This is a genomic window from Fredinandcohnia onubensis (assembly GCF_002734215.1).
GTDB classification, from domain to species: domain Bacteria; phylum Bacillota; class Bacilli; order Bacillales; family Bacillaceae_L; genus Ferdinandcohnia; species Ferdinandcohnia onubensis.
In genome coordinates, this window is the sequence record NZ_NSEB01000012.1 from 336,473 (window position 1) to 359,952 (window position 23,480).

The following is a 23,480-nucleotide window of genomic DNA, read 5'->3' on the forward strand; positions in this document are numbered from 1 at the left end:
ACCTTTCGCCGCTGCTAGCCAGTGATTTCATTTATTTCAGCCTCGCTCTGCTCAGGATTTGCATTGTGATTAGAATCATTTCCTAAATACGCTCTAATTACATTCGGATCATTTTGAATTTGATGTGGGTCACCCTCTGCTATCTTTTCTCCGAAGTCTAGAACTGTAATTTTCTCGGCTAAATCCATGACGAAACTCATATCATGCTCAATCAATATCATAGTTGTTCCTAGTGTCGTACGGACTTCATTTATATAGCGTGCCATATCTTCCTTTTCGTCAATGTTCATACCAGCAATTGGCTCATCTAGTAACAACAATTTTGGTTCTCCAGCTAATGCACGCCCTAAATCGACTCGTTTTTGTAAACCATAAGGTAGACTACCCACTGTATGCATTCTATAATTCTCTATTTCCAAAAATTCTATAATTTCCTCTACCTTTTCCCTATGTTCAATTTCCTGTTTCATAGATTTACCTAAATAGACTGCTGATGCCAAAACACCTGATTTTATTAAACGATGTCTCCCAAGGAGTAGGTTTTCAATAACGGTCAAATTTTTAAACAACTCTATATTTTGAAATACTCTGCCAATCCCTAACTCTGCGATTTGATGAGTTTTCATACGATGTATAGGTTTATCTTGAAAAGATATTTCCCCTGATTGAAACTTATACAGTCCACTAATACAGTTAAGCAGACTGCTTTTACCCGCCCCATTTGGCCCTATAACTGCGTGTAACTCACCGTTTTTGACGTCAATATTTATGTTGTGCAATACATGTAGACCACGAAAGGATAAATTAAGGTTACTGACACGTAGTTGAATTTCAGACACTTGAATCCTCCCTCACGATAACCATCTTTTCTTTCTTTTATAAGATTTGATATTTTTGAAACTTTTTCTACTGGAATCTTTACCTAATCCAAGGTAATATTCTTTAATATTGTCGTTTTCCAGCAAATTCGTACCAGTGTCTTCAAAAACAATTTGTCCGTTCTCCAAAACATATCCATAATCAGAAATATTTAAGGCTATATTAGCGTTTTGTTCTACTAACAATATAGTAGTATTATTTTCTACATTAATTCGTTTGATAATTTCAAAGATCCTTTCCACGAGCAACGGTGCCAATCCTAAGGAAGGCTCATCGAGGATCAACAATTTCGGATTGGCCATTAGAGCTCTACCAATAGCTAGCATTTGTTGTTCTCCACCACTTAAATAGCCAGCTAAGGATTTCCTTCTTTCCTCAAGGACAGGAAAAAAGTTGTAAATAAATTCAATATTTTCAGATATTTTTTTCTTTGTAAATCCACCAATTTTAAGGTTTTCTTCTACTGTTAACTCTTTGAAAATACCTCTTCCTTCTGGGACGATGCTAATTCCGCTTCTTACAATACTCTCTGGCTGTTGCTGATGAATTTCCTTGCCATCTAACATGACACTTCCCATTTCAATTTTTCCATTAACAGCATTTAAAAGGCCCGTAACAGTCCTTAATGCAGTTGTTTTCCCTGCTCCATTATTGCCTAGAAGGGCAACTATTTTCCCTTCAGGTACCGAAAATGAAATTCCATTTAAGGCTAAAATAACTTCGTTATAGTAGACCTTTATATTATTTACAGCAAGCAATCAAACACCTCCTTAACCTGTTTTACGAAAAGGCATAAATGTATTATGAATAGTAACTTTGCTGTAACTTACGTATCTATAACTGTGAAAAAATAATATTCTTTTGAATTTCGGTTGTTCCACCTGCAATTTCCCAAAACTTGGAATCCCTCCACGCGCGTTGAACGTCAAATTCCATCATATAGCCATTTCCGCCGAAGATTTGCATACCTTTGTTTGCAACATAGGTTAATGTTTCAGAGCTATAATATTTTGCCATGCTAGTTTCTTTGATTGCCAGTTCACCATTATCACGCAATTCCGCAGCATGATTTGTTAGCAATCGAGATGCATTTATTTTTGTCTGCATCTCTGCTAAATAATGTTGAATAACTTGAAATTCGGAGATATTTTTATTAAATTGTTTTCGCTGATTTGAATATAATAGAGCATCATCCATCACCTTTTGAGCATAACCTACTGTTACCGCCGCACCTGCAATCCGTTCGTCCCCAAACGTACTCATTAAATGATAGAAGCCATTTCCCATTTCACCTAATACATTCTCTGCTGGCACAACGACATCCGTAAAAAATACTTCATTCGTTGATACAGCTTTCATTCCAAGCTTATCTAACTTGAGTACTTCGACACCTGGTGTATTTTTATCTACTAAAAACATTGTTAATCCTTTATTCTTTGCTGCAGTTGAATCTGTTTTTGCGAGTACCAATAAATAATCAGCAACATGAGCCCCGGTTGAAAACACCTTACTTCCATTCATAATAAATTCCTTGTCACCATTTAATTTCGCGGACGTTTTAATATTTGCAATATCTGATCCGGCATTAGGCTCCGTAACTGCTAGCGCAAACTTGATACTACCGTCAATAAGTTTTGGAAGATACTTTTCCTTTTGCATTTCATTTCCGTAGGAAAGTATTGATTTCCCTCCAAATACCACGCACATTATATAAGCCGTCGCAACAGCTGGAGCATGATACGAAAGTTCCTCCATTACCGTCACTAAATCTTTCATATCTCCATCCATGCCACCGTATTTTTGAGGAAAAGGCACTCCGAGAAAGCCCAACTCTGCCAAATCACGCATTTCTTTTTCTGGAAATTCTTCGTTACTATCTATTTCTCTGATGCGTTCAATAGGTATACTTTTTTTACAATATTTCCTTAGCGTTGTTTTTAATAATTTTTGCTCATCCGCTAGCAATAAACTCATTCTATCCACCTCTAACCCAAAAAGTTTTATATGATTATCTGCCCACGAAGTTTGCCTTGCGCTTTTCTTTAAACGCTAGGATACCCTCTTTAAGATCCTCTGTACCAAATAAAAATGTGGTAGAATCGATTAAATATTGATCTCGTTCGCCACCTAAATCTTGATCAATTCCTTGTTTAATCAATTCTAGAGAGAATGGTGCTTTCTCAGCTAACGTATTGCCCCATTCTAATGCTTTAGGTATTACATTCTCTGGATCGACATTCTCATTTATTAGACCCATTTCCTCTGCTTCGGCCGCAGAAAAATAGTGACCTAATAATAATAATTCCTTGGCTTTTCGCCTTCCAACTATACTCATTAACCGTGAGATCGCATATGGAGGAATGATGCCAAGTCCCCCCTCAGGAAATCCAAATTTAGCTTTATTCGATGAAATGACCAAATCGCAGAATAATGTCAATTCCAATCCACCACCAAGGGTAAGACCATTTACAGCTGCAATAACTGGTTTTGGAAATCGCTCAATCTCACGAAAAACCTCTAATTGGGATTTGATATACTTACGAGCTGATTCAAAATTACCTATAGGAAGATTTTTTAAGTCTGCACCTGCTATAAAAAACCTTTCTGTCCCCGTTATAATAACCGTCTTTATTCTATCGTTCTCTTTAAATAGATTAAAAGCTTGCATTATACCATTATTAACATCTTCACTTAAAGCGTTTGCATTTTCTGGTGAATGGATCGTCAACAATGCAATATCTTCACCCTTAAATTCACAGATTACCTTTCCATTTCCAAATTCCATATTCTCACCTCTAAATCACTGAAGTACTGTGACCTTTCCAGTAGTTTTTTCGTAATAACACTTTGTTAATTTTCCCTAATTCATTTCTCGGAAGAGCATCTACAAATTCAACCTTTGATGGCTTCTTGTAACCCGCAATATGTTCTTTACAAAAACGAATAATTTCTTCTTCGGTCACTTGGTAACCTACGTTTGGTACCACTACTGCTAGGACCGCTTCTCCCCATTTCTTATCAGGAATACCAATGACTGATGCTTCATTTACGGCAGGATGTCTATATAAGACTTCTTCTACTTCTCTTGGATAGATGTTAAAACCGCCACTGATAATCATGTCTTTTTTCCGGTCTACTATATAGATAAATCTATTTTGATCCCACTTACCTATATCACCCGTATGGAACCATCCGTCTTTTATTACATCTTCAGAAGGCTCATGATTCCAATAATTTTTCATGACATTATCGCCTTTTACAATAATTTCTCCCGGTTGGCCTATGGCGACCTCTTCGCCATCTTCGTTAACAATCTTTATACTTGCATTTAAAATTTCTTTCCCACAAGAAGCCAACCGTTCAGTCCATTCAGCGGACCCATCTAGAACATGCTCTTCTTTTCTTAAGGTTGTAACAATACTGGCCGTTTCGGTTGAACCATAGCATTGACAAAATATAGAGCCGAATTGTTGTAACGCCTTTTTTAAAATTTCAACTGGCATTGGTGCAGCCGCATATAAGATCATCTCTAAACTAGAGGTGTCATATTGTTCAAGTTGGTCAGAATCTAATAGCATGGAGATCATAGATGGCACAAGAAATGCATGTGTAATGCTATGTTTTTGAATTAATTCTAGAACAGTGTTAACTTCAAACTTAGAAACCACAACACGCATTCCTCTTAATATCGCAGCCATATGGGGAACGCAAACAATGTGATAATAGGGCATTACAGCTAGATAAGTACCATTTTGATTATGAATAGCTTCAATAATAAAATTCGTAGCACTCTTTACTAGATTCATATGAGACAGTGGAACACCCTTTGGCTTTCCTGTAGTCCCACTTGTATAAAGTAACAATGCAATATCTTGAGGGTTTTTGTTTATAGTAGGCTTACTATCAGATGAATTCTCCAACAGAGATTCGTATAAATAATCACAATTACCACCATCAATTGAAATCATGTACTGTAATGAAGGAACATCAATTTTATTTAAGAGTTTTATAAATTCACTACTGGTAACAACCACCTTGGTGTCTGAATCCTCCAAAATATACTTTATCTCCTGTTCTCTTAACCTTTCATTAATATTAACCATAATCATACCTGCCATTGTAATACCATATATTAATTCAGCAGACGCATAGGAATTGCTTAATATCATTGCAACTCTATCTCCGGGCTGTAATCCTATATTTAGTAAAGCGTTTGCAAATCGTTTACTCCGCTCAAAAAGTTGAGAATACGTAATGTTTTTACTATGTAACTCGTCAATAATAGCAACTTTCTCTGGTAATAACTTTGCCTGTTTTTCCACAATACTTGATACAAACTCCAAAATTAATCCCTCCTAATTAATAATTAAATATTATTGCAAAGGGTAACATCTACATTTTTTCTTCAACTTTAGTACAGCAAATATGAGTATTAGAGTTCTTATTTTGACAAACGCCTTTACCTATTTTTTAGAACAAATATTCTAGATAGATTATTCACAAGAAGTGTAATTAAGTGTAGTAAGTATTACAGTCGGCCGGCCGAAATATGAAAACCCTTTCATTATCTACATAAATAAAAATGGTGGAGTGCCACAAATTAGATTAATTAATACTAATTAAAATAATTTAAAAAATAAAAAGATCTGCTCCACCTGTAATAGGAATACATTGGCCTGTTAGATAATCTGATTGCTCCGATAGTAAAAAGGCAACTAGATTAGCACCTTCCTGCGTTTCACCTACTCTTTTCAAAGGAACCTTATTTTCCATTCTTTGTTGATATTCTTTAGGAATTGTCTCCCATGCTGGAGATTTAAGAAAAGAAGGCGCAATACAATTCACACGAATATTATATTTTCCTCCCTCTAACGCAAGTGATTTTGTAAAACCTATCACACCTGCTTTGGCAGCAGAATATACCACTTGGCCAAAACCACCCATCATACCAGCAATCGAAGACATATTCACAATTCTTCCATAATTTTGAAGACGCATGTCATCCCACACAGCCTTTGTCACATTAAATGCCCCAGTTAAATTAACATTTAGATCAGTTTGCCACATTTCGTATGTCATGTCTTTCATTTGCGCCATCGTATTCATTTTCGCTGCATTATTCACTAATAAAGAAATACTTCGATTCATATCTGTTTTAATTTCACCAACAACAGCTTGAACTTGTTCAAAATCTGCAACGTCCATTTTATATGCTTTGGATTTTCTCCCCATACTTTGAATTTCATTCGCTGTTTCAACAGCAGCTTCATAATTCAAGTCAGCTACCACAACATCAGCACCATACCTAGCAATCGTTAATGCATCCATTTTCCCAATTCCTTGCCCTGCACCTGTCACTAAAGCCAATTGGCCTTCAAGATTATAGCTCATGCTTATCATCCCTTCAGAATTAATAGTTTATATTAATTGAAATGTAGGTAATACTCTCTCTTTTGAATATGGACTGTCAGGTACTTTTAACACATTAAGAGTTACCTGTTTGTTAATTTCAATATCTTCTTTTGGCGAATTCACAATCTGTGTATACATCCTAATTGGGCCAACCCTCACCAATGCAAAGATAAGCGGTCCTCTAAATTCTGCCGGAATTCCTGTTTCCTGTATTGTAAAAGCTTCAATAGTTCCCTCGCTTGGAAGAGTAATCCACACAAATTGATCAGAAAGGCATTCTGGACAAACGGATTTTAGGGGAAAACTAATATGCCCACAATCCTGACACTTTGTTGTAGATAGAATCCCATTACGTAAATTATCGTAATAAGTGTAAAGCTTAGTAAATTGTTTGGTTTGCTGAGGGAAAGGATCCATTGTGTATGCATATTCCATTTATAACACCTCCGATGAAAATATATTTACAACATGTTCACCAGGACCGCTATTATTGTGTGTAAGTCCTATTTTTGCTCCATTTACCTGTCTATCGCCTGCTTCTCCTCGTAATTGCCAAAAAATTTCACATGCTTGTGCAACTCCCGTAGCCCCTAACGGATGACCACAGCCTATTAATCCACCTCTGGGATTAACTACTACGTCTCCCCCATAAGTTGCTCTCCCACTCGAAACAAAACTACCGCCTTCTCCTTTCTCACAAAAGCCCATTTCTTCATAAACCATAAGCTCAGCAACACTAAAGCAATCATGAATCTCTGCTAAATCCACATCACTAGCTGTTATTCCCGCTGATTGATAGGCATTTTGGGTAGCTAGTTTTAATGCCGGCCAAGAAGCTAAATCTTCATATGAATTAGAAACCGTAAAGTTATTAACGACCTGACCACTTCCTGCTAGATAAACAGGCTTCGAGACAAGATCTCTAGCACGTTCATCAGAGGTTAAAATTACCGCAGCAGCTCCATCCGTAATCGGAGAACAATCAAACAACCGTAATGGAGATGAAATGATACGTCCATTTAATGCATCCTCTATAGTTGTTGGTTTTCTAAAGTGAGCATTTTGATTTTTGGAAGCATGGAGTCGGTTTTTAACAGAAACTGCTGCTAACTGTTCTTCAGTTGTACCATATTTATTCATATGAGCTTGTGCAGTAATTGCAAAAACAGGTGGAGCAGTCAAACCTATCGAGCTTTCAAATTCTCTGTCGAGTCCTGCCCCCATATTTCCAAAGGTTTCAGAAATAACGGGTGTATTTAATTTTTCAACTCCTACTACCATAACTGTTTTTGCTAAACCAGACACAATACTTGCATAAGCTAACCGAATTGCAACATTACCGCTTGCACACATATGTTCAACACGAGTAGATAATGAAGTAGGTCGGATCCCAAGCGTTTCTTCAGCTAACGAAGCAACATGGCTTTGAAAGACATTTCTCTCCGGTAGAACCGACGCAAGGATAAATCCATCAACATCCTTTGGCTTTATTGCTCCCTTCAGTGAATCAAAACATGCTTTCCCAGCCTCAGCAATAAGCTCACGGTAAGTGGCATCTCTGACGCCGAACTTTGTCATACCTGCACCAATAAGACAAACTTTATTTTTCAATATTTTCACTCCTCTTTTTTTAACAGGCCTTTTTCACAAAAGTTAACAATTCTCATTAAATTTTCCTCTTGATCAGATTTGTCACCCTCTCGATTCCAAAATGGAATCCAATGCATTACTCCAAGTAACATCTGAATAGCAACTTTAGTAGGCATTTTTTCAAAACTTCCTTCTAGAACACCTTCCTCGTACAACTTTTTCCATAAAGATAGAAATTCAGATTGCATTTTTCTTATAATAAGTTGATGTTCATCTGTTAGAGAATTGTGTTCAGTGAAAGCAGAATAAAATAGATTACTGTTATTTAAGATTAATTCTACATAAGCAGATAGAGCTTCTCGTAACCTTATTCGTGCTGATTTTGACTGTAAAATAATATCTTTTATGCTTTTAGTTCCTGAAGTCATTGCTGATTCTAATATATAGAAAAGCAGTTCTTGTTTACTTGATATATAAGAATACAACGTAGGTTTTGTAAGACCAACTCGCTCAGCAACAACATCCATGCTCATATTGTGATAGCCTGTTTCTCTCATTAAATCTATAGCTTGACTCGCTATTTCCCGCTTTTTATCTTCAATCTTTTTAATTGCTCTTTTTGCCTTTAACTCTCCCCCGACACTCATATCTAACTATCCAACCTTTCTACCCTTTTAGAACTATTAATTAATTCATAGGTGTTGTTTTCTCTTACCTTAACTAGCAAGTTAAATAATCTGAAAATTTAACTTATAAGTAAAATATATAGGCGTCCATTCCAAATGTCAATACTTTTTTTATTTTTTCTTAAATTATGAATTTTAGGTAAACGACTCTACTTTCTTCCATGTTCTCGTCAGTTCTCATAATATTCTTTTTAAAAATATCATTACTAGCGCAGTTAAATTTAACTATTTTTACAACTTTTTATTTTACTTAGCTATTGAATATACAAAGATTATCAAAGGTACCCATATGGAAAAATCAAAGATGATTTAATATTAATAATTGTAAAAAGAGATGAGTTTCCAAACTAAATTTCTTAACTAGTATTACTATCTTAGGAAAGTATCTTTAACAAAAGAATTTGTTTGTGAATGTGATTAAAGGGATTAAATAATAAGTGGGCACTGTGGAATGAAAGCTTTACTTGAACTACCTGAAAAATTGAAAGAAATTGTTACCATAAAGCTTGTTACATTTCCTCAAGAAAAATTCTTTCAATATAAATCCGTGAAGGTCAGAAGTACTTGCCTCCATTTTTGCAGTGGGAATATCTCTTTAAACGTGGGCCTCGTAAAAATGAAATAGAAATTGATTTCCTAAAAAAATCACAAAATCTTTGGGGGCTGTCCGAAAATATTGAATAGCCCCCCTTTATATTTTAAAAGCTAAAAAAATTATTCTTTTCACAAAAAATCCTCATTTGCCCCCACTAATAGTCTTTCATGAACTCTAAAAGTATCTTGCGCCAAGACAGGCTCCAAAATATTTAAATTTTACCTTTCCATCATGATGGGTAAAATAAAGATAATCTCTCTTGTAAATAAGCTAAGACTTCTTTTGGCATTTCCCTGACCACGATGTCCTCACCTAGAAAAAGAAGCCAATTGGCTAGTTCGGTTATTTCTTCTGAGTGATGAACATCAATATAAGTCTTTAGAATGGCTGTCGTTTGATAAGGATCGGTATAGGAAAGAGAGTATTTTAAAGGATGGTATTTTTTGAACTGGGCAATTGCCATTGGACCAAGTTCAAGGACAAAGTTGATGTCATCTTCTTGTTTCCTAAGTTTTTCTACTATCTTCTTCTCACATACTCTTTTTTCCGGAGTGTAAGGTTTTACATTTGTGAGATTATCGACAGGAAAAATCTTTCTCTTTTCTTCCTTTAAATCAAATCCTTCTATGAGCCATACGCTTTTTTCACGATACAGGTGTAAGAGGTAAATCTCATAGGATTTAGCCACCTTCTCTTCTTCGATGGAAATCAATAAAAATCGATCCAACAGAAGAAATTGAATGAGTTTTTCTAACATGGGATGAGGAAGGTCCGATAGATCTAGTAGGTCGGGATTGTTCGGGTTTGTTCCTTCAAATAGGAGAATTTGATTTAACAAAATAAGGGCATCTTGCTGGCTTTCTGAGATGAGGCCAAGTAATTTTTCAGCTAAGGATTGACGACTCTTTAGATAAGGCAGTTGTTGATTTCTTGTGGCCATAAACGCGATAAAAAGAGCTTTCACCTCATCATTGGTAAAGCGAACCTCTGGAAGGACTGAATTGTGCATGACAAAATAGCCCCCATCCCTGCCTACCTCAGCAACAAGTGGCATTCCCATAGCCTCAATTTCTCTGATATCGCGAATGGCTGTCGAGCGAGAAATGTTGAATTCACTCATGATTTCAGAAATGGTAAAATGGGAGCGGTTGTTAATATAACGCATGATGATATTTATCCGTTCAACTTTTTTCATGGCAACTCCTAAACAGTATCATTTTTTGACATGATTTAAGGCTATTATAAACGTAGCAAGGGAAAATATAAATCGTTTGATCTACTATTAGAAAAGGAAGGTTTTGAATATGGCAAATTATACAATTGAAGAAAAAGACAGTTTTATCGTATTAGGTATTGGAACAGAGCTTAAGAGTGACTACAGAGATTTTGCTGCTATCAACAAGGAAAAGGCCGACTTTTGGCACGCGGTTAAAGAAGATGGAAGACTTAACGCTTTAAAAGAAATCGCCACAAATGAATACATTTTTGTGGTAAACGAAGCAGTGAATAACAAGTTGATGCATTATGCTGGTGTTATGACAGAGAAAACAATCCCTGAAGCAACCAGAGTGATCCAGTTCCCAAAGGGTCCATATCTAGTAGTAAAAGGTGAAGCGGAAACGGCTGAAGAGTTAAGCCAAACACTTACTGGCATAGCCTTTGGTCAGGCTTTAGCAGAAGCAACCGATTATGCCTATGTGGGAGGCCCAAATACTTCGGTTGAAATGGGACAGCGTGACAACGTAGTCTTTGGCGAAATGTGGATTCCTGTAGTGAAGAAATAAGTGGAGTGATGGAAATGTCCTATATCGTTGATTTTAAAAATGTATCTACAGTTGGTTTGGAGTCTTCACCTGTAGCAGAAGCACTTGCAGGTTTACGAGCACATGAAGCCCGTTACTTTATGAACAAATATAAGCATCCATTTACCGTGATACCCGCTAGCGATAGCCAGGAGAACCTTGACTATGTGAAACGAGTGTTGAAAGAAGAACGTGATATTGAATTTGCGGCCAAACCGTTAGAAACATCACGTTTTCAAGTGGAAAATATCAACTGGACCTATGTCTTCTATGAAGATGGTCTTGAGGTCAATGTTTTGTATACGATCGATGACCCTAAGAAGCGTGCCGTTGGCTTTAAGCTCTCTGAGGGAATGGAGGTTCCAAAGGAGTTAGAAGGAAAGTTTAAGTTTGCCAGACAAAAGTCAAAACTAGCTGGAACAATTCGAGGCTCGTTTTTTGTTATCAAAGGTGAATATTAAAATCAATAAATGCAGCACCTCTCTTTTGATTGGAGGGTGCTGTTACTTTTTACAGGAATTCCGGGGGATCTTCACATGATTTAAGAACTCCCTATTTTGTTATCGTTCTTAACAAAGGGAATCATAAAAACTTTATGCTCCAGCAAAGTATTTTCAATTTGAGAAAGCAGATAATACTTGTCTAAATAATGTAAAATCTTCCCTTCTACTAAAAGGATAGGGTTGATTAATATAATGTTTTACTTTAAGTATTCAGCTTCCCATTTATCCTGTTTTTCTACTGGGCTATTCTCAGAAAGATTTTCATATCCATAATTAATCTTCATTTTTCCTGTGTTTTCTAAAATAAAGGTTAGATTCGTCCATTGTTTTTGTTCTTGCTCCTTGAATTCCTCCCATAATATTGAAAAATACTTGTATAGTTCATCCTCCAATTATTCAAATTCATCTTCATCAATTGTAAATAAATCTAATATATCAAGGCTATAAATAGGTTTATCTCCAGTTTCAGGGAAATAATAGAAAAAAACTTTTTTATATCCTTCTCTGTATTCAGCGAATAATAATATTTTTTTCCATTCTTCAGGAACTATATTAGCCAATATATTCGCAATTTCTTGATACAGTTATTCCATCTTTTTAGTCTCGATCGATCTTTCCTCCTACATAATAAGTTATTCTACTTTGGTATTTGTCACCATTTATTAATTTGGGGGATTGGACTATCAAACAAAAAAGCACTTGTTGCCTAGAGATAATCAAATGCTTATTGTTATTAACTAACGTAATATTCACATCATATACTAAATATATTTTTTATAAATTTACTCGATTGGTCCCATAAATTCAGCAATAATAAGAATATGTTCTCTTAATTTAACTTTTTTTAGATTCTCTACTTTTTCTGCTCCACCTAAGCCTAATAGTGGGGTATAACCAAAACACTCTTCATAGGTAGGGTCACCGTATTTACTAATCGCCTCAGGATAAGGTTGCCACATTAATTCATCGTCCATAAACTCATTATCTTGAATGTCATCAAAAAAGAATTCAAATCCGGATGAAACAACATTAACAAAACCTTTCCTATAATTTAATAAATTTACATACTTATTTTTTTCCCAAACTATAATATCACCCATTGCGGTTGTAAAAATAGGTATCGCCTGCTCATGCCTTACATAACTTCTCTCTATAATATCTAAATAATCGTCTGGATTAATAATTCTTAAAAAGTTATTCGCCAATCTACCAAGACCATATTTTTTCCATGTTTCTATTAATTCCTTGGGAAGTATATCCTTATATTTAAAAATCACATCTTTATTAACTGCTTTATGTCTTATAAAATCGCTAAGTATAGTTTCCAATTCAGATGCCCTCCTTTGCGTTTTCTCCTTAGACATTGCATCATCATAATCCTCTATTTCTTCCATAATTTCTTTTAGTCGGTCAACACTATTAATAATTGTTATCTAGGAGTTCGTCATTTTTTATTAAACCATTTAATATTTTTTATATTCATCTGGGTTGTTGCAACTATATCTACCATCTTTCCTGATACATTTTGAATTAAAGTATGATCTAAATCATACTAGATAAATTTGAGTTTCTCGTAAAAAAGTAAAAACACCTGTTGCCTTAACGAGCAATCAGGTGCCTATATTATCTACTTTTAAGATAACAAGATCAGTTTCATCTATTTTCTACCTTAAAAATCTTCTTCCCAAGCTTCTTTTGCATCTAATAGCCTTTGTGATAAAAATTCATAAAAGTTCTGTGCAGTGTTGTAGTCATCAAGCCCACCTTGTCTGTTCCACGCTATTACCGGACACTCATTTTTTTCCATTTTGCTTGTATTTAGACAATAAACATACTCTCCAGCATTTTCGATTACTACTAGATCTTTTTCCAAACCTAAATCTCTATATCTGTTTGTGTTAATAACTACAGGAACTCTATTTGACTTGGCCACCCCTAAAATATCAACTCCAAATAAACCACCTGAACCATACATAGTTAAAAACCACTTATAACTTTCTGGTAATTCAACCCCCAGCTCTTCTTGGACAAAGTTGATTTGACTATCGTCAACACCACCTGTAAAGTCATCTGATTCCATATGTTCATTAATAAAATTTATTAATTCTACTTTATCCATTCAAAGTACCTCCTTTTACCATTCACTTTCATCTATTTGCTTTGCTCTCCATCTCCAATATTTACCCCTAAAGTTGTCGTATTGCTTTTTTAATACAGGGTCATTTCTAAAGCTACCACCATTCTCCACCAAACCATGCAAAATTTTATTATATTCATCATGCAAGCTTGCTGGAATTTCCACCATTGATCCTGGTTCTCTTTGAATTAAGTGATGAAGCTCTATAACAGTCCCATCTTTCCAAATCGGTGCTCTGCCTTTTTTCATTAATTGATAATTTGTCAAACCAGAATCAGGATCAATTCTTTTATAATCGATATCTATCCTTTGGAATACTCGTCTACTAATATCCCTTGCCTCTCCATTAACCTTAGTCGTTCCAGTATAGTCAACAGCCTTATAGTTTTCATATTCTTTACCAGTATCCTTAGTTACACCCTTATCATCCACTTCATCCACTTGCGAACTTTTAATTCGCTGGATATAATCCTTGGCCTCTCCAAATGCATCCTTAACGGTTTTATTAACTACTCCTACCCCTGCAAATGCTTCTTGTCTGATTTGTGGAATCGGAATGTCTCCAATTCCTTTCTTCACTTTATCAAACCAAACCTTCGTTGCAGCGATTGGACCTTTTACCACTTCATTATACACGGAGCGGAATGCTTGTTGAACCCTTTTCGGATCTAGGACGTTTCGTATTTTCATAAAAGCCTCGGGTGATTTTGCTAGGGAAGGGAGACCCGCTTTTACACCTTTTACTGCTGCTTTCCCTCCAACACCAGCTGCTTTTGCAGGTGGGACAAATGTCAGTGCTAGAAATCCTACAGCCAGTACACGGTCTCCTGCTGAAAGCTTCTCACCGGTAATGGGATCGTACTCACTAAATACACGCTGGATGTCATACCAGCCCACAAGTTCAAGTAAAAATTCCCCTACTTTACCAGACATCTTTTGTTCATCATTTTTCATATTTGCAGCGGTTAGCTTAATTAACTGTTGGGCATCATCAAGTTTGCTTTTGTATTTCTTAATTGAATATTTTAAATCAGCTTCTAAATTATGTATGGAGCCTGGAACCACTCCTGGGAAATTAGCAAGCAGGGAAGAAAAATGCCAATTAATCGCATCTAAAGCATCGTCACATTCCCGCTCTGCTTTTCCAATTTGACTAGCAAAATCCTCTAACTCCTCGGCCTTAACTTTAATATCACTCATCGCAGGGCCTCCGCTTTAGCTAGTAATCTTCGAATTTCTTTGTTGATTTCTTTGATCAACAGCTCGCCCTGATGATTGATTTTGTTCCCCGTACTATTGATCTCCGCTGCAATTTCCTCATACGCATCTCTTGTCTGTCCCTTCCATTGATACGCATAACACCCGTGTGCAGACCGATAAATCTGTTTACTATTGCCCATTCTGCTTAATGCATGATGAATATTCGAACGATAGCCTTCTAATATATCAACCATCATTAAATATTTCCGGCGTTGCACTTTCCTCTCGATTTCGTCTATAAGCTCCATATGCCTCTCCTCTTAGATAAATGTATATATTGTAAATTTTACCAGTAAGGAGTTTATTCTTTATGATTCAAAAGATACAAAAATAAATCCAAAACAGAGGTCGAAAGGGCTATTTTCCTGTATCTGCTATCCTAAAAAAATCAAAAGATGCTGGTCTTCACCGTTGTCATTTTCTTGTTTGAAGAACAAAATTTACATAAGTAAAAGACATAAAAAAATTGTCTAAAGCAATAGATTAGTACAATATTTCTATAATCATATTAGATACCAAAACGACTAAACGGCCTTAACCCTATAAATAGAGCTAAAGCCGCAAAGATCATTTTTATTATTTCCACTGTCTATTAGGCAGTAGCAGTTCAATTTGTGAAACTGCACTTTGTACACACAGATAAGTTACAGGAACAGACATCTTGATCTTGACTAGAAGAAGAAAAGGCCGAGTAAATGACCCCATGTGTTTTTATTACAATACCAACCAAATAATCAAAGTTCTATTTATCCTTACTATCTGACAGAAAGTATTATTTATATATTTCTTTTCTTACTTTCAACTATTAACCATTTGACAAAATTATAATCCTCTATACCTACATAACACTTCATTGCAAAATATGTGTTAATTTTATATGCGATAATATCGTCAAAATCACTATTATTTTCAACATTTACTTTCCCAACATATTTGATAATTTCTTTTTCGCATGAAGGAAAAAGAAATACATTTTCTACGCCAACAATTTTTTTTAACTTCATTTCTAATTTCTTGTTAGGAAACCAAAAATGTTCCGATTTAATGTTATTAAAAATAGTATAAGCATAGAAGAGTTGTTTCACCACATCTGGCCATCCTGGTAGATTAGTATCTATATTGTAATATTTTGCGTCAAGTATATACAATTTTTGTCCAAATAAGAATATTATGTCTGGCCTCTGATTTTGAACCATAGCATTACTTTCAATTTCCCAGTTGAGCTTTGGGATTATTTTTTTCAGTGCTTTGTACTGATTTCTGAATAATTCACTACAAATTAACTCCCATACATTTTGAAAATATGGTGTAACTAAAATGTCAATATCATCTTCTTTGCTTTTCTCTTCTATACCAGATAAAAAATCTATCATTAATTTTATTACATTTATTTCTCTTTCAATAAACGTGCCGTTTAGTTCATTTTTTAAGAATTGTATTGCATATGAGATGTCAATAGTTAGCTCAGGTGTTCCAATATTGTCAATATTTAACTCAGGGGATATTCCAATTAACCAGCCATACTTTTCTATACTCATACTTACACAATATCTATGTAAAATAGAGAGTTTATTTTGTTGATTTATAGTAATTCTTTTTGAAATTATATCAGCATAAATGACAGATCTTCTAGTAAAAATAGGTTGCCTTTTATTTATTGTTGCTCCCCAATCAATATTTCCTGTAAACTGTAGAGTATTTACTCTATTTTCCTTTACTAAGAAACCATTTTGAGTAAAATCTTTAATAAGGTTATAAGCCGTTAATAGACTCTCATTTTGTTGTCCCTCGTCCCCACCCATAAGATCCATCTTTTCATCATTGAAATTTGCATCACTTCGATATTTCAATAAGGTCTCGAATAACACCTGAGCATGTTTCCTTAAATTATCTTCATGAGATGGGAGTGGATATGTTTTAGGGAAAATAATAATAAAATTGTTCCTGTAAATCACAATACCAGTTGCTATAAATTTAATTTTATTTTGCCTAACGTTACAGACCCCTCTATCTACTAAATGATTTACAATGCCTATTGGAAGCTCATCAATTTCGTATTCATTATGTTCAAGGAAATTATAGCTCAGACTCGTTCTGCTCATCTATCCCACCATATACTTGTTTATTTTCAGCAACCCTAGATTCGGTACTATTTAGTTCCAATTCCGTTTTAATTGAGAGCTCTTCTTCTTTTAACTCGTATATACCATTCTTAATATTCATTACATCTGAGCCTCTTGTAAAATTTGTTATTAGTTCCGAGTATGTTCTAATTCCACGATCAAAAAAATCTTGTCTTTTATACCTAACAACATCATCCCATAAATAAATTAGTAACTTTGAAGCAAAGCTGTTATTATCACTTATCTCGTCAGGACTAATAAAATAAGGTCCTATTAACCGGTCTTCATTTATTCCCATGTCCTTAAGCTTATCGTTGATAGCATTAAGAATATATCTCCATTCAAACTCTTCTCCTGCATAACTGATTAGACTGTTCTCATGTACAAATCCCTTTTCTTTAATTGGCATATATTTAAACTTCCAACGACGCTTAAATGCAGAATCAAGTACGTAAACACCTTGATCGGCACTATTCATCGTTGCAACGATATTCATGTTACGGGGGATATACAAACCTTCCATAAAATGATGTTTTATATCCTCAAGCGACATTAAATAGTGTTTTAATTCCTCTTTGGGATTTATTTTGTACTGACTACTACCGTCTACTCCTCTATCTAACAATTGGAAAACATCCCCAAATACCGTTGGTGCATTTGCCCTGTTTATTTCTTCGATAAGCAAGGTATATTTCATTGTTGGATTTCGAACAGCCTTAATTAAAACATCAATAAAAGGACCAGGAGAAAATTGGTAATCAATAATTGGTTCACCTTTTTGAAATTTATCACCGCTTAATCTATATAGAGTAGAATCTGTGCTCTTATATAGAGGTGTAGGCTTATAGCTCCCAACGAAATCAAAATAAGAGTACTCTGAGTGAAAGACTACTCTAACGGTATTCGAAAAGTTTTTCTCAAGATATCTACTCTTTCCTGTGCCCGGTGCTCCGTAAACTATCAAATTCTCAGCTGGGACATCCGTGAGTGTAATAAATTCCTGTACTTCTTCTCGCATATTAAGCGCTTTTTCCTTTAATTGTTTATCAGAAGCTAAATAATAAACAATTTCTGCGACATAGGATTGACTTACGTTTACAAGTCCTAACAAGTTTAATGTTGGTGAAACATAGTAGTCATGTCTATCTATCGTTTTATTTCCAAACCACCAAGTATAATCAGTTACAAGTTTACAAAGATACGAACCACTTTTTTCATCCTCACCAAAATATACTTCGATTGCTTCTTTTATTTCAGGAGCAACCTTCTCAATATGCTCATCTTTTAAGTTTTTAATTTTCTCTAAGAATTGCTTTCTGCTCATGCCATTAATCCCAGAATCAGCAAGCGCCTCCAATATCTGTTTATATTTAATTAATTCAGAAACAAACTCTACTACAAATGTAGCAATATAGAACCATTGGTTTGGGCAGAATATTTTATTATTCGAACTTGGAGTTATTTCAGCAGAGTAATCAAAGAATTGAATTGAAGCATTTTTAGCCTCTAGCACCTGTGAAAATCTATCTTTAAAATCTCGAGTCAATTTAAAGTCTTCGTTTTTAAATGTATTTCTGAAATGTTCTCTAGAGGTAATAGCTAACTTGTTTAAATCTTTTAACACAAATGTATCCTCCATATAAATATCTTTTTAACTATATTCCCATTATAACCCACTCCGTTACATATTTTGCAAATCATTAGCTGAAACGAATCATCATATATTGCTTCTATTCTGTTCCAACAAACCATTTATCCATTAATTTATTTCATCCCCTTAATTTAATGAAAACAAAAGGGGATAGAAATAATTTATTTCTATCCACCTACACAAAGTTTTGGAAACACTATTATTGTTTTACCAAGATCTTATCTTCAACTTTCAGAAGAGATGATCTATAATCTGTTAAAAAATTTACTGTATCCATTGCTTCAACCATATTTTTTGCTATGGCTTCAACCACAGGAACTGCTACTGAATTACCAAATTGTTTATATGCCTGAGTATCCGAAACTGGCATAACAAATTCTTTTGGGAATCCTTGTAATCTTTTACATTCAGTTGGTGTGAGTTTTCTTGGATTTTTCTCTTTTCCTTGATCTATAAGAATCTCACTACCATCCTTATAATATCTAGCACTAAGTGTATTGGTATAAGGACTGTCCTCATTAAAAAGTGAAAATCCAAATCCATTCCCTTTTTCTTTGTGCATTTTCTTTCTTCTTAAATGGCCTTCATACAATTTGTCGGAAATTGTATATTTCTCATCTACATTTTCAGAAAGTATATCACCTAATCGTGTAGGACTACAAGGTGGGACTGGAAATTTAAAAGGTACGAGCTCTCCACCGGTTCTTTTATTAAAGCCAACCATATATATTCTCTCTCGATTTTGTGGAACACCAAAATCGGCAGCACGTAAAACCCTCGCTTCAAAAGTGTAGTCTAAATTCTCCAAAGTTTCCTTAATCTTTGCAAAAGTTCTACCTTTATCATGACTTCTTAAATTCTTTACATTTTCAAGTAAAAACGCATCTGGTCTTTTTTCAGCAATTATTCTAGCTACATCAAAAAATAAAGTTCCCCTTGTATCTTCAAATCCTTGTTTCAAACCAGCCTGAGAAAAAGCTTGACATGGAAATCCTGCTAAAAGGATATTATGATCAGGTATTTCTTTTTCATCAATCTTTGTAATATCACCTTCTGGTTCCTCACCAAAATTAACACGGTAAGTTTTCGCTGCAAACTTATCCCACTCAGCAGTAAAACGATTATAGCCACCTAATTTTTGAAAGGCTAAGCGAATTCCACCTATTCCTGCAAATAGATCTATCATAAAAAATTTAGAATCTTCTATTGTTGGATTTAAAAAACTTGGTTTTTCCGGAAAATCACTTATTGCTTTTAATTCAATGCTAGATGGTTTAGTTTCACCGTTCTCCCATCTCCTTAGTTTTCGATCCCCATACTTCCCTAATATGCCGAGAGCATCGGCAAACTCTTTTTGAGTAAGTCCTAGTCTTTCTCTTTTCTTTTTAATTTCTATAAATTCCATAATTCGCGTCTCCTCCAGGACATTTTGTCCTATTAATAACACAAATTATACAGAACATTCATTCGCCTGTCTACTCTTTTGCTAGGTTAACTTAATATAAACTAATATATTAGTTTCAAAGATTGCTCCTATTAACATAAAGTTTAATTATCCATCACTTAGTTTGTCTTCTTACTTAAAAAGCAAAAGCATAAGTTCTTATGCTAGAATACCCCATACAATCCTAAAACCACATCTTACATTCATTGAAAGTTAAAGGATATTTCACCAATAAGAACAGATCATTTATAAATCTATATATCATTTATTTTAATTAACAAGGTTCTTGCTAATTCCAATTAGCCCTAAATGCGTATAAATTAGAGTTAAGTTTAATATAAATTGGCTCATTTATGAACGTATATAGCAAAATTCCAATAAATTTGGTATTCATAATCCCGAAAGTACTCCTTAATCAGTCCTACTTTCTTAAGTTGTTCTAATACCACATGGAATCTAGTAGAAAGTGATTGTTTGACTTTTGATGATGATATATGGTTTCTTTTCGCATAATCATTTATCCTATTTTTATCCTTGTACCTTAACATGTAAAGACTTTTTAAAAGTTCTTTTGTTACATATCCTTTTGAATTACTATTTTCTATTAATAACCTTATGATTGTAACAAACTCTTGGGTCATTTTTTTATCATGAGCAAATTCAGAGGATAACATTTCTACACGATGTTCGTGAATGGTTAATGCCATGTTTGAGTCCTCTCCCAAAAGTTCTTTTTTTGTCATAAATGGGATGTCCTTTATAGTTCCAGCCTTATTCTTGAGTAAAAATTCAAACCAATCGTTTGGTTCCTGTTTTGGTTGAACCACGTTATTATTCACCCGAGTTGTATTAACTGATTGCTCCTTAGCATTGTCTGGGATACTATTGTTTTCTTGGTTATCTTCAGTAAGAGAAGGTTCCTTTACTTTTTGAACGATTTCATCTGTGGTTGTATGATCTTGATTTTTGTGTTCAATTTGGTTTAGTTCTTTTAAGAATGTATCAGTCAGCAGGATAGACTCTCTGATTTCCTCCATTTTTAATGTGAAAAGTTCTTTATCCTGTAAGAGTTCATTCTCAAACCAAATGGAGGATAAAGAATTACGATAGTTAGTAAAAACACGTTCCATATAAATGCCTAACAAAGAAAACTTAGAATAAAAGTTTTGCTTATCTACTTTCGTTCGATCATGTAGCTGGTTTACATTTAGTGATGAATCAACATTCACCTTTTCATACCAATTTTTAATAAAATTATGTATGTTGTTTTCACTGGCATTTGATTTAAAATTATCTTGCAGCACTTTAATTCTTGAAATGTCTCCTAGCCAAAAAGAAGATAAAACTTCATTTAAAATTTTATCGTCCGTATTTTGAAATAAATGTGAGTTTTTCAAAAAGTATGCATGAATAATAGTTAAAGGATATACAATAAATTGTTCGATAATAGATTGTTCCAATGCTTCCAGAAATGACTTTTTTATGTCATCTATATTTGCATCAATCATTCCTTGTATTCTCCAGCCGGTCTGTTCAATTTCAAACTCAAACGAAACTGGTAACTGAAATAGTTTTTGTAAATTCCATGTGGTACCGAATAATTTCACATTCCAATCTGATACCATCGGTCGAATAATAAGTATTTCTTTGCCATTTTTTTTATAAGTCATATGGTATGAAGAAATTAACATAGTCTCTACTGATTCATCTATATATCCCTTTTCAAATAAGGCGGTTTCGAGAATATCTATTCCTTCCAGTACTTCTGCAACTGGCTTAATTGCTTTATTAATTTTTGAGTCTTTAAATCTTATAAATTGTTTCATGAATTAGATCACCTTATCTATTTAAACATTGTCTTCAGACCCTAGTATCACATTAATTCCATCATGTATTTCTTTAAGTTTATCTTGTTCTTCCATTAGTGGAATCATACGTTCTGAACGTTCTTTTGCATTAAGATCTCGATTTGATGCAATTTTTAAAACTTCTTCCTCAATCATTTTTTGCTTTTGGTTAATCTTTCCTGATAATTGACTTATTTTTTCTTTTTGTTCTTCCATTGCGGTTTTATATTTCTCGATTATATGTTGTAACTGACTTCCTACATATTCATCCATTCAGGTCTTGTCCTTTCCATTTATTCATAAATTGGTCTACCTTTTGGAAGTATGAGTAAATTTCTTGTGCTTCCTTATAATTATCTTCTAGAGATTTAATATCACCATTCATAAAACATTCAACTACTTTGTTATCTATCTCCTGTTTTATTTCACTAGGATTAAGTGTCAGGCTTACAATCTCATTAATGATTGACTCTATAGAAAACTCATCTGATGTAGAGGCATTTACTATTTCATCTTTACTTTCTTCATCAGATTGTGGTTGTACATCTTTATCTAAAATCTTCTTGTCTTCATCCTCTTCATGAGATGCCTTAGCATCATTAATGTCATCTTCACCAATTAACCATTTAAATGAAAGCTTATTTTCAGCTTGGTCTCCAAGCTCATCTTTATAATATCGTGATATTTTATTAACATAAACTTTCCAAGTATCTTCTACTACATCATATTGAAAGCATTCATTTTGCTTAAGTAAATTTTTCAATTCATAGGTAGTAATTACCTTCATATCTAGGTAATGTTTAAATATTTCATTCATCGTTAGTCCAGATGGATAACAAGATAACAACTCATAAAGTATTGTAAATTTACTACTTCCCTTCGCAAATTCAAAGGAATCCTCTATCTGGGATAACTGACTTTGGTCTGGAATAATTACATCACTTTTTAGTCTTGGAACAGTCAATGTTATTTTTTTATTGTCATCAATGTTCATAATAAATTCTTGATTAGGTTGGAGACCTGCGTCTGCAAAAAAATCCATGACTCCATTGCCAAACAGATAGCAATAATTATAAATCCACTTCCAATGGAACTCGTATGTGTATCCATCAAAGTCTACATCAAAAACACCTTGTTTTCTGACCTTCATTCTTGTAAGACTTGCCATTTGCTGCGATACTCTAATAAATCCTTTTACACGTTCAGCATACAGAACTAAATGAGATACTTGCTTTGGTTTCGCGCTTGTTGAAACAACAGTTGGACGAATAATAGGCGAAGAACCATAGCTCCATAATCCATCTTGAATTTCATTAAAGTCTTTATTTGCACGAATAAAAGATTCAACTGCTTTAAAGTAGTATTTAAAACGAGCGTTATTCTTGTTAACATTAAAAATACTCGTTACGATTTCATCGATCGTAAATGCTTTTCCCGATTGTTTTACATAACTCATTATATTTGAACTCTTGCGAGAAATTTGGTAATCGTAAAATTTATTTTCCATCATTCAGTTCTCCTCGCTTGATTTGTAATTCACATTATTCTTCA

The 23,480-nt window shown here is 34.2% G+C and carries 22 protein-coding genes and 1 pseudogene; 2 read left to right on the top strand and 21 right to left on the bottom strand.

What is annotated here, in order from left to right; genetic code table 11:
• Nucleotides 1–14: 14 nt before the first annotated feature.
• From CKK03_RS16115 to CKK03_RS16160, 10 genes are all read right to left on the bottom strand, one after another.
• Nucleotides 15–839 (bottom strand): ABC transporter ATP-binding protein, encoded by an 825-nt coding sequence (locus CKK03_RS16115; protein WP_099363560.1) that lies wholly within the window; start codon nt 837–839, stop codon nt 15–17.
• Between the two features lie 12 nt (nt 840–851).
• Nucleotides 852–1,637: an ABC transporter ATP-binding protein gene (locus CKK03_RS16120; RefSeq protein WP_099363561.1), complete on the bottom strand. Its 786-nt coding sequence runs from the start codon at nt 1,635–1,637 to the stop codon at nt 852–854.
• Nucleotides 1,638–1,713: 76 nt separating this feature from the next.
• Nucleotides 1,714–2,853, bottom strand: coding sequence for an acyl-CoA dehydrogenase family protein (locus CKK03_RS16125; protein ID WP_099363562.1), 1,140 nt, complete (start codon nt 2,851–2,853; stop codon nt 1,714–1,716).
• Nucleotides 2,854–2,887: 34 nt separating this feature from the next.
• Entirely contained in the window at nt 2,888–3,664 is a 777-nt protein-coding gene (locus CKK03_RS16130; protein WP_099363563.1) for an enoyl-CoA hydratase/isomerase family protein, read from the bottom strand.
• A gap of 10 nt (nt 3,665–3,674) precedes the next feature.
• Nucleotides 3,675–5,222 (bottom strand): class I adenylate-forming enzyme family protein, encoded by a 1,548-nt coding sequence (locus CKK03_RS16135; RefSeq protein WP_180271278.1) that lies wholly within the window; start codon nt 5,220–5,222, stop codon nt 3,675–3,677.
• Nucleotides 5,223–5,508: 286 nt separating this feature from the next.
• Complete coding sequence (gene fabG, locus CKK03_RS16140; protein WP_099363565.1) at nt 5,509–6,270, bottom strand: 3-oxoacyl-ACP reductase FabG; 762 nt, start codon at nt 6,268–6,270, stop codon at nt 5,509–5,511.
• A gap of 27 nt (nt 6,271–6,297) precedes the next feature.
• Nucleotides 6,298–6,726 (bottom strand): Zn-ribbon domain-containing OB-fold protein, encoded by a 429-nt coding sequence (locus CKK03_RS16145; RefSeq protein WP_099363566.1) that lies wholly within the window; start codon nt 6,724–6,726, stop codon nt 6,298–6,300.
• Entirely contained in the window at nt 6,727–7,902 is a 1,176-nt protein-coding gene (locus CKK03_RS16150; protein ID WP_218962809.1) for a thiolase family protein, read from the bottom strand.
• A 5-nt stretch (nt 7,903–7,907) separates the two neighbouring features.
• Nucleotides 7,908–8,528: a TetR/AcrR family transcriptional regulator gene (locus CKK03_RS16155; RefSeq protein WP_099363567.1), complete on the bottom strand. Its 621-nt coding sequence runs from the start codon at nt 8,526–8,528 to the stop codon at nt 7,908–7,910.
• Between the two features lie 863 nt (nt 8,529–9,391).
• Complete coding sequence (locus CKK03_RS16160) at nt 9,392–10,357, bottom strand: helix-turn-helix transcriptional regulator (RefSeq protein WP_099363568.1); 966 nt, start codon at nt 10,355–10,357, stop codon at nt 9,392–9,394.
• Between the two features lie 109 nt (nt 10,358–10,466).
• Here CKK03_RS16160 and CKK03_RS16165 point away from each other — a divergent pair, with 109 nt between their 5' ends.
• Nucleotides 10,467–10,946: a GyrI-like domain-containing protein gene (locus CKK03_RS16165; RefSeq protein ID WP_142354033.1), complete on the top strand. Its 480-nt coding sequence runs from the start codon at nt 10,467–10,469 to the stop codon at nt 10,944–10,946.
• 14 nt (nt 10,947–10,960) lie between these two features.
• Nucleotides 10,961–11,425: a DUF8821 family protein gene (locus CKK03_RS16170; RefSeq protein ID WP_099363570.1), complete on the top strand. Its 465-nt coding sequence runs from the start codon at nt 10,961–10,963 to the stop codon at nt 11,423–11,425.
• Between the two features lie 239 nt (nt 11,426–11,664).
• Here CKK03_RS16170 and CKK03_RS16175 read toward each other — a convergent pair.
• The 11 genes and pseudogenes from CKK03_RS16175 to CKK03_RS16225 form a co-directional block, all read right to left on the bottom strand.
• Nucleotides 11,665–12,051 (bottom strand): annotated as a pseudogene (locus CKK03_RS16175) (immunity protein YezG family protein).
• Nucleotides 12,052–12,249: 198 nt separating this feature from the next.
• Complete coding sequence (locus tag CKK03_RS16180) at nt 12,250–12,831, bottom strand: T6SS immunity protein Tdi1 domain-containing protein (protein WP_099363747.1); 582 nt, start codon at nt 12,829–12,831, stop codon at nt 12,250–12,252.
• A 305-nt stretch (nt 12,832–13,136) separates the two neighbouring features.
• Nucleotides 13,137–13,586, bottom strand: coding sequence for an SMI1/KNR4 family protein (locus CKK03_RS16185; RefSeq protein ID WP_099363571.1), 450 nt, complete (start codon nt 13,584–13,586; stop codon nt 13,137–13,139).
• A gap of 15 nt (nt 13,587–13,601) precedes the next feature.
• A complete protein-coding gene (locus CKK03_RS16190) occupies nt 13,602–14,804 on the bottom strand; it encodes an HNH/ENDO VII family nuclease (protein ID WP_099363572.1) in 1,203 nt (400 codons plus the stop codon).
• Nucleotides 14,801–15,112 carry a hypothetical protein gene (locus CKK03_RS16195; RefSeq protein ID WP_099363573.1) on the bottom strand — a complete coding sequence of 104 codons (312 nt, stop codon included), beginning with the start codon at nt 15,110–15,112 and terminating at the stop codon, nt 14,801–14,803. The genes CKK03_RS16190 and CKK03_RS16195 overlap by 4 nt, the downstream gene beginning before the upstream one ends.
• Nucleotides 15,113–15,640: 528 nt before the next feature.
• Nucleotides 15,641–16,966: an LlaJI family restriction endonuclease gene (locus CKK03_RS16200; protein ID WP_099363574.1), complete on the bottom strand. Its 1,326-nt coding sequence runs from the start codon at nt 16,964–16,966 to the stop codon at nt 15,641–15,643.
• Nucleotides 16,941–18,611 (bottom strand): AAA family ATPase, encoded by a 1,671-nt coding sequence (locus tag CKK03_RS16205; protein ID WP_180271280.1) that lies wholly within the window; start codon nt 18,609–18,611, stop codon nt 16,941–16,943. Before CKK03_RS16205 ends, CKK03_RS16200 begins: the two co-directional genes overlap by 26 nt.
• A 226-nt stretch (nt 18,612–18,837) precedes the next feature.
• Nucleotides 18,838–20,043: a DNA cytosine methyltransferase gene (locus tag CKK03_RS16210; RefSeq protein WP_099363576.1), complete on the bottom strand. Its 1,206-nt coding sequence runs from the start codon at nt 20,041–20,043 to the stop codon at nt 18,838–18,840.
• A gap of 386 nt (nt 20,044–20,429) precedes the next feature.
• The gene (locus CKK03_RS16215; RefSeq protein ID WP_099363577.1) at nt 20,430–21,908 is read right to left on the bottom strand and encodes a hypothetical protein; all 1,479 of its coding nucleotides are present in this window, start codon (nt 21,906–21,908) and stop codon (nt 20,430–20,432) included.
• Nucleotides 21,909–21,929: 21 nt separating this feature from the next.
• Nucleotides 21,930–22,202: a hypothetical protein gene (locus CKK03_RS16220; protein WP_099363578.1), complete on the bottom strand. Its 273-nt coding sequence runs from the start codon at nt 22,200–22,202 to the stop codon at nt 21,930–21,932.
• On the bottom strand, nt 22,195–23,385 hold the full coding sequence (locus CKK03_RS16225) for a hypothetical protein (protein ID WP_142354034.1): 1,191 nt from the start codon (nt 23,383–23,385) through the stop codon (nt 22,195–22,197). The genes CKK03_RS16220 and CKK03_RS16225 overlap by 8 nt, the downstream gene beginning before the upstream one ends.
• Nucleotides 23,386–23,480: the final 95 nt, after the last annotated feature.

What these genes read in the sequence shown, in the direction of transcription:
- CKK03_RS16195 (WP_099363573.1), bottom strand. Translation starts at nt 15,112, where the DNA reads ATGGAGCTTATAGACGAAATCGAGAGGAAAGTGCAACGCCGGAAATAT.
- CKK03_RS16210 (WP_099363576.1), bottom strand. Translation starts at nt 20,043, where the DNA reads ATGGAATTTATAGAAATTAAAAAGAAAAGAGAAAGACTAGGACTTACT.
- CKK03_RS16155 (WP_099363567.1), bottom strand. Translation starts at nt 8,528, where the DNA reads ATGAGTGTCGGGGGAGAGTTAAAGGCAAAAAGAGCAATTAAAAAGATT.
- CKK03_RS16160 (WP_099363568.1), bottom strand. Translation starts at nt 10,357, where the DNA reads ATGAAAAAAGTTGAACGGATAAATATCATCATGCGTTATATTAACAAC.
- CKK03_RS16145 (WP_099363566.1), bottom strand. Translation starts at nt 6,726, where the DNA reads ATGGAATATGCATACACAATGGATCCTTTCCCTCAGCAAACCAAACAA.
- fabG (WP_099363565.1), bottom strand. Translation starts at nt 6,270, where the DNA reads ATGAGCTATAATCTTGAAGGCCAATTGGCTTTAGTGACAGGTGCAGGG.
- CKK03_RS16200 (WP_099363574.1), bottom strand. Translation starts at nt 16,966, where the DNA reads ATGAGCAGAACGAGTCTGAGCTATAATTTCCTTGAACATAATGAATAC.
- CKK03_RS16225 (WP_142354034.1), bottom strand. Translation starts at nt 23,385, where the DNA reads ATGAGTTATGTAAAACAATCGGGAAAAGCATTTACGATCGATGAAATC.
- CKK03_RS16215 (WP_099363577.1), bottom strand. Translation starts at nt 21,908, where the DNA reads ATGAAACAATTTATAAGATTTAAAGACTCAAAAATTAATAAAGCAATT.
- CKK03_RS16130 (WP_099363563.1), bottom strand. Translation starts at nt 3,664, where the DNA reads ATGGAATTTGGAAATGGAAAGGTAATCTGTGAATTTAAGGGTGAAGAT.
- CKK03_RS16220 (WP_099363578.1), bottom strand. Translation starts at nt 22,202, where the DNA reads ATGGATGAATATGTAGGAAGTCAGTTACAACATATAATCGAGAAATAT.
- CKK03_RS16125 (WP_099363562.1), bottom strand. Translation starts at nt 2,853, where the DNA reads ATGAGTTTATTGCTAGCGGATGAGCAAAAATTATTAAAAACAACGCTA.
- CKK03_RS16185 (WP_099363571.1), bottom strand. Translation starts at nt 13,586, where the DNA reads ATGGATAAAGTAGAATTAATAAATTTTATTAATGAACATATGGAATCA.
- CKK03_RS16165 (WP_142354033.1), top strand. Translation starts at nt 10,467, where the DNA reads ATGGCAAATTATACAATTGAAGAAAAAGACAGTTTTATCGTATTAGGT.
- CKK03_RS16190 (WP_099363572.1), bottom strand. Translation starts at nt 14,804, where the DNA reads ATGAGTGATATTAAAGTTAAGGCCGAGGAGTTAGAGGATTTTGCTAGT.
- CKK03_RS16180 (WP_099363747.1), bottom strand. Translation starts at nt 12,831, where the DNA reads ATGTCTAAGGAGAAAACGCAAAGGAGGGCATCTGAATTGGAAACTATA.
- CKK03_RS16170 (WP_099363570.1), top strand. Translation starts at nt 10,961, where the DNA reads ATGTCCTATATCGTTGATTTTAAAAATGTATCTACAGTTGGTTTGGAG.